Origin of the sequence: Saccharopolyspora sp. NPDC002686, assembly GCF_040295745.1 — a bacterium.
GTDB classification, from domain to species: domain Bacteria; phylum Actinomycetota; class Actinomycetes; order Mycobacteriales; family Pseudonocardiaceae; genus Saccharopolyspora; species Saccharopolyspora oryzae.
In genome coordinates this window covers 1-5,286 of sequence record NZ_JBEOVY010000453.1, presented here as the reverse complement: position 1 = coordinate 5,286, position 5,286 = coordinate 1, and the positions used below count along the sequence as shown (strand labels likewise).

Here is a 5,286-nt window from a genome sequence, read left to right as displayed (position 1 = left end):
GGTGGTGGTAGCACGCGCCACCACCACCCGCGAGGATCAGGGTCCGACGAGCTCCTCGACGGGACGGAAGTCGTAGGGCAGGCCGAAGGCCTCGGGGCCGAAGACCGCGAGGGCTTCCGGGGTGCGCATCAGGTCCGGGGTGGAGATGCCGATGACCGTGATCCGCTGGCCGTAGCGCAGGGTTTCGGTGGTGATCGGTTCCGCCTGCTCGGAGTCCAGCACGCACACCAGGTCCGGCACCACGCACCGGACCTCGCCGTCGACCAGCGCCACCAGGTTCTCGTTCTGGAACACCAGGTCCAGCGAGTGCTCCCCGTCGAAGGACACCGCCGCCGCGCGGCCGCGCGCGAACCCGGCCTCGGTGCGCCGCTCGACGTCCGAGACCTTGCCCCGGAACAGCACCCGCAGGTGCCCGTACAGGGTTCCCCGCAGCACCTCGGCGAGGTGCGCGACCGGGTCGGCGTTGCGCTCGCGGGCTTCGCGGATCGCCTTGCCGACGGTGTGCGCCAGCGTGAGCGTGCGCGGGATCGCGGTCCGCTTCACGTCCGCGCCGCTCATCGAGTACTCGGCGATGTGCGCGACCCCGCCCAGCCGGATGGTGACGCCGCGCGCCAGCCACTCCATCCGCGCGTTGTCGGAGCCCGCGTCGATCACCGCGGTCTCGCCGCGCTCGCCGGCCACAGCCATCGGCGAACCGGTGACGCCGTAGACCCCGAAGGTCTCCATCTGCAGTTCCGGGAACGCCCGGCCCATGCCGTCGGCGTCCACCACCGGCAGCCCGGTGCGCGCGGCCACGAGCAGCGGGATCATCGAGTTGATCCCGCCGCACTCGATCGGCATCGTCGCGGCCGCCTCGGCACCGAGGTAGGCCTCCAGCGCGCGCAGCGCGGCCACCGGTTCCTCGCCGCTCGGGATCTTCTCGTGCACCACGGTGGGCGCGCCCATCTGCGCCGTCGGGATCACCAGCGCGTCGTCGTCCACTTCGGACGGATCGAGCACGGTGATCGGCCCGGATCCGCGGATCGCCTGCTGGACGAGCAGCCGGCCCACGTGCGGATCGCCGCCGCCTCCGGTGCCCAGCACGGCCGCGCCGCGGGCCAGGTCGGCCAGGTGCTCCTCGGTCAGCTGCCAGCTCACCGCCCCACTCCCACCGGGTCGATGTCGTAGCCGAAGTAGCGCGGTCCGGCCAGCTCCAGGCCTTCCGGCGTGTGCCAGCGCGGATCGGCGGGCGCGGCGATGACCGCGACCCGCTGGCCGAAGCGCATCGCCTCGGTGGTGACGGCCTCGCCGGATTCCCGGTCCAGCACGCAGATCAGGTCCGGCACCGAGGCCAGCACGGTGCCCCCGCGCTCGGCGACGAGGTGCTCGTTCTGGAACCGCAGCACCAGCTCGGTCCCGCTGTCGCCGTCCATGCCGACCAGCCGGGCCTCGCCGCGGGCGAAGCCGGACACGGTGCGCCGCGAGACGTCGACGACCTTGCCGGTGAACAGCCGCCGCCCGCCCAGCCGGCCGACCACGGCGTCCACCGGATCGCGGTGCTCGGCCTGCGCCGTGCGCACCAGCCCGCCCAGCTCCGCGCACAACGTCAGGGTGCCCGGCACCAGGGATTCGCGGGCCTGCTCGCCGGTCATGGCGAAGCTGCTGATCATCGCCGAGCAGCCCATGTCGATGGTGGCGCTGCGGGCCAGCCGCTCCGCCCAGCGGTTGTCCACCGTGTCCAGGACGGCGCGGTTGCCCTTCTCGTCGGCGATGGACATCGGCGTTGCCCGGATGCCGTACAGCGTCGGCAGCACCATCTGGATCTCGGGGAACGCGCGGCCCATGCCGTCGCCGTCGATCAGCGGCAGGCCCAGCTGCGCGGCGGCGGCGACCGGGATCAGCGAGTTGACGCCGCCGGCCTCGGCGCACGCGATGTGGGTGAGCTCGCGGCCGAGGTACTCGGCGAGGGTGCGGGCGGCCAGGCCGATCTGCTCGATCGACGGCAGCTTCTCGACCATCACGGTCGGCGCGCCCATCATCGCCACCGGCAGCACCGCGGCATCCGCGGGCACGTCCGCCAGCGGTGTCAGCGGCACCGCGCCGTGCTCGCGGAGGGAGGCGCTGGCCAGCAGCCGGCCGATGTGCGGGTCTCCGCCGCCGCCGGTGCCGAGGATGGCCGCGCCGCGGGCGATGTCGTCCAGGTCGGGCACTGCGATCTCGTGCATGGTCACGCCTCCAGCTGCAGGTCGCCGACGGCCTTCACCCGGATCCGGGTCGCGTTGCCCGGCAGGTACGGGATGGGTACCTCGTCGAAGTCCACGATGTCCACTGTGGAGGGACTGGCGCCGGCGGCCACCGCCCGGTCGACCGCTTCCTGCTTGGCCTCGTCGACCACCGACTCGCGCTGGCCCGGATCGATCGCGTACACCCGGTCCACCTCACCGCCGATCTGCGCGATCGCGGCCCCGATGGCGTTGGCCACCGCGTAGTTCTCCGGCCGGTGCACCTCGCCGGCGTCGCCCAGCTCGTCGGGCAGCAGCACCGAACCACCGCCGACGGCGACCACCGGCAGCGGCTCGGCGGAGGTCCGCATCCGCTCGACCGCGTCGGCGTTGTCCGCGGCGATGCGCTCCAGCGCGGCGCGCACCATGTCCTTGTCCAGGTGCGCGACCAGCGACGGATCGCCGATCTCGGCGCGCCCGGCGGCCACCGCGATGTCCGTGGCGGTCAACGTGTCCCCGCCGAACACCAGCGCCTTGGAGGTCAGCTGGTAGCCCACCGACTCGGGCCCGACGGTCACCGGCTCACCGCGCACCAGGCTGCCGCCGCCGATGCCGATGGACAGCACGTCCGGCATCCGGAAGTTGGTGCGGATCCCGGCCACGCTGACCGCGGTCGTCGCCTCGCGCGGGAAGCCCTGGTTGAGCACGCCGACATCGCTGGTGGTGCCGCCGACGTCGATCACCGCGCAGGTGTCCAGGCCGGAGAGCACGGCGGCGCCGCGCATCGAGTTGGTCGGGCCGGAGGCGAACGTCGCGACCGGGTAGCGGCGCGCGAAGTCGACGTCCATCAGGGTGCCGTCGTTCTGGCTCAGGTACAGCGGCGCGGTGATGCCCGCACCGGTCACCGACGCGGCCAGCCCGTCCACGATGTTGGCCGCCAGCTCCCGCAGCGCCGCGTTGATGACCGTGGCGTTCTCCCGCTCCAGCAGGCCGATCCGGCCGATCTCGTGGGACAGCGAGATCGCCACGTCCGGCAGCTCGGCGGCGATCAGCTCCGCGGCGCGCTGCTCGAAGTCGTGGTTGACCGGGGAGAACACCGAGGTGATCGCGACGCTGCGCACCCCGTTGCGCCCCATGTCGTCGATGGCCTTGCGCAGTTCGGCCTCGTCCAGTTCGGCGATGTGCCGACCGTCGAACTCGTGCCCGCCGTGGCACAGGTAACTGCGTCCGGACACGGCGTCGACCAGCCGCTGCGGCCAGTCCACCATCGGCGGCAGCGACGCACCGGCGGGCAGGCTGAGCCGCACCGCTGCGGTCGGGGCGAGCCGGCGGGCCTCGATGAGCGCGTTGATGAAGTGCGTGGTGCCGATCATCACCGCGCGCACCGCGGCCGGGTCGAACGCGTGCTGCCGCTGGAGACCGTCGATGGCGGAGACGATCCCCGAGGTGACATCGGTGGTGGTGCTCATCTTCACGGCGGCGAGCACCTTGGTGCCGTCGAGCAGGACGGCGTCGGTGTTGGTGCCCCCGACGTCAATGCCGATGCGCAAGTCCGAACTCCTTCGTCTGATTGAGGGGGTCGTGAGTGCGAAAGCCGGTTCTAGCCGGTCTTCGCGCTCACGACGTCGGATGTCGAGCTGGCGGTGCCGACACCGCGGACGAGACCGAGCTTCCCGGCGAGGACGTAGAGCGCGAAGGCGAGGACCAGCGAGTTGATGCTCGGCAGCCCGATCTCCACGAATCCGCCGAACAGCGCGGAGATCAGCCAGATCACCAGCGTCGCGGGCACCCAGTCCGGCGAGGAGGCCGGGATCTCGCCCCGCGCCCGCGAGGCGTCGAGCTCGCCCCGCCAGCGGCGGACGACGAAGTACTCGGCGACCATGATCCCGCCGATCGGCGGGAACGCCACCCCGAGCACGGTCAGGAAGTCGGTGAACTGGTCGAGGATGCCGACCGCCGCCAGCACGCTGCCGATCACGCCGAACACCGCGGTCGCGACGCCGCGGTTGAGCTTCTTGCCGAAGACCGTGCCGACGAAGTTCACCAGGCCCAGCCCGGAGGAGTACAGGTTCCAGTCGTTGATCTTCAGCGTGCCCGCGACGATGACCAGGATCCCGACCCAGCCGACCGACGAGGTGACGATGGTGGTGATGTCGGCGGAGCGCGCGGCGTGCGCGAGCAGCACCCCGGCCAGGCCGATCACGTACTCGCCGAGGGTGATGCCGACCAGCGTCTGCTTGACGACGTCGCCGACGGTGCGGTTGAAGCGGGTCATGTCGGGCGTGATCACCGAGCCGGTGATGAAACCGCCTGCGACCAGCGTGGTCCCCTCGAGCAGCGACAGCTGCGGGCCGGGCGGCGCGGAGGACATCAGCGCGCCGATGTCGTGCTGGGTGAGCTCCGCGCCGATCGACCAGCCGACCAGGAGCAGGAAGGCGGGCACCGACACGTAGGCGACCCAGGCCATCGAGCGGAAGCCGCGCAGCACGATGGCGGTGACCAGCAGGCCGAACACCAGCGCCCAGGCCCACTCCGGCAGGCCGCCGATCAGCGCGACCAGACCCCTGGCCGACACCGCGGACTGGATGCCGAACCAGCCGATCAGGCTGATCGCGATGGCCAGCCCGATCAGCGCGGATCCGGCGCGGCCGAACCCGGTCCAGCGCGCCAGCATCGAGGTGGACAGGCCTTCGCGGGCGCCCATGATCCCGACGAAGATCGCCACGACCTCCAGGATCACGGCGCCCAGGGTCAGCGCGAGGAAGGCGTCCCAGAAGCTCATGCCGAAGCCGAGCGCGGCGCCGAGCAGGAACTGCGTCAGCGCGGAGATCTGGCCGAACCGCTGCACGGCAACGGACCACCAGGAGTAGCGCGCGTGGTCGGGCACCCTGGTGAGCGCGTAGTCGTCGACCCCGACGGATGAAGCCATGCGAGCTCCTCGGGTGGACTCGGAGGGGCGGTTGGCGGACAACGTAAGCCCTGGTCAACCCGGCGTCACTAGCTCAAGTGCACAGTTGGGGTGCATATTGAGTGCAGGTTGCACATCGAGGGTCGTGAGTGCGTAACAGTGTTCGAACACTGTTAC

The 5,286-nt window shown here is 71.6% G+C and carries 4 protein-coding genes; all 4 read right to left on the bottom strand.

Translation table 11 applies throughout. The annotated features are described in order from the left end of the window. Positions 1-36 precede the first annotated feature (36 nt). Genes ABTZ89_RS35295 through ABTZ89_RS35280 form a run of 4 tightly spaced genes read right to left on the bottom strand, consistent with a single transcriptional unit; the run spans position 37 to position 5,130 of the window. A complete protein-coding gene (locus ABTZ89_RS35295; RefSeq protein WP_351053145.1) occupies positions 37-1,137 on the bottom strand; it encodes an S-methyl thiohydantoin desulfurase family protein in 1,101 nt (366 codons plus the stop codon). Beyond that, complete coding sequence (locus ABTZ89_RS35290; RefSeq protein ID WP_351053142.1) at positions 1,134-2,204, bottom strand: S-methyl thiohydantoin desulfurase family protein; 1,071 nt, start codon at positions 2,202-2,204, stop codon at positions 1,134-1,136. The genes ABTZ89_RS35295 and ABTZ89_RS35290 overlap by 4 nt, the downstream gene beginning before the upstream one ends. Positions 2,205-2,206: 2 nt before the next feature. Next, positions 2,207-3,751 carry a hydantoinase/oxoprolinase N-terminal domain-containing protein gene (locus ABTZ89_RS35285; protein WP_351053139.1) on the bottom strand — a complete coding sequence of 515 codons (1,545 nt, stop codon included), beginning with the start codon at positions 3,749-3,751 and terminating at the stop codon, positions 2,207-2,209. A 50-nt stretch (positions 3,752-3,801) separates the two neighbouring features. Beyond that, positions 3,802-5,130, bottom strand: a complete 1,329-nt coding sequence (locus ABTZ89_RS35280) for a purine-cytosine permease family protein (protein ID WP_351053136.1) — start codon at positions 5,128-5,130, stop codon at positions 3,802-3,804. Positions 5,131-5,286: the final 156 nt, after the last annotated feature.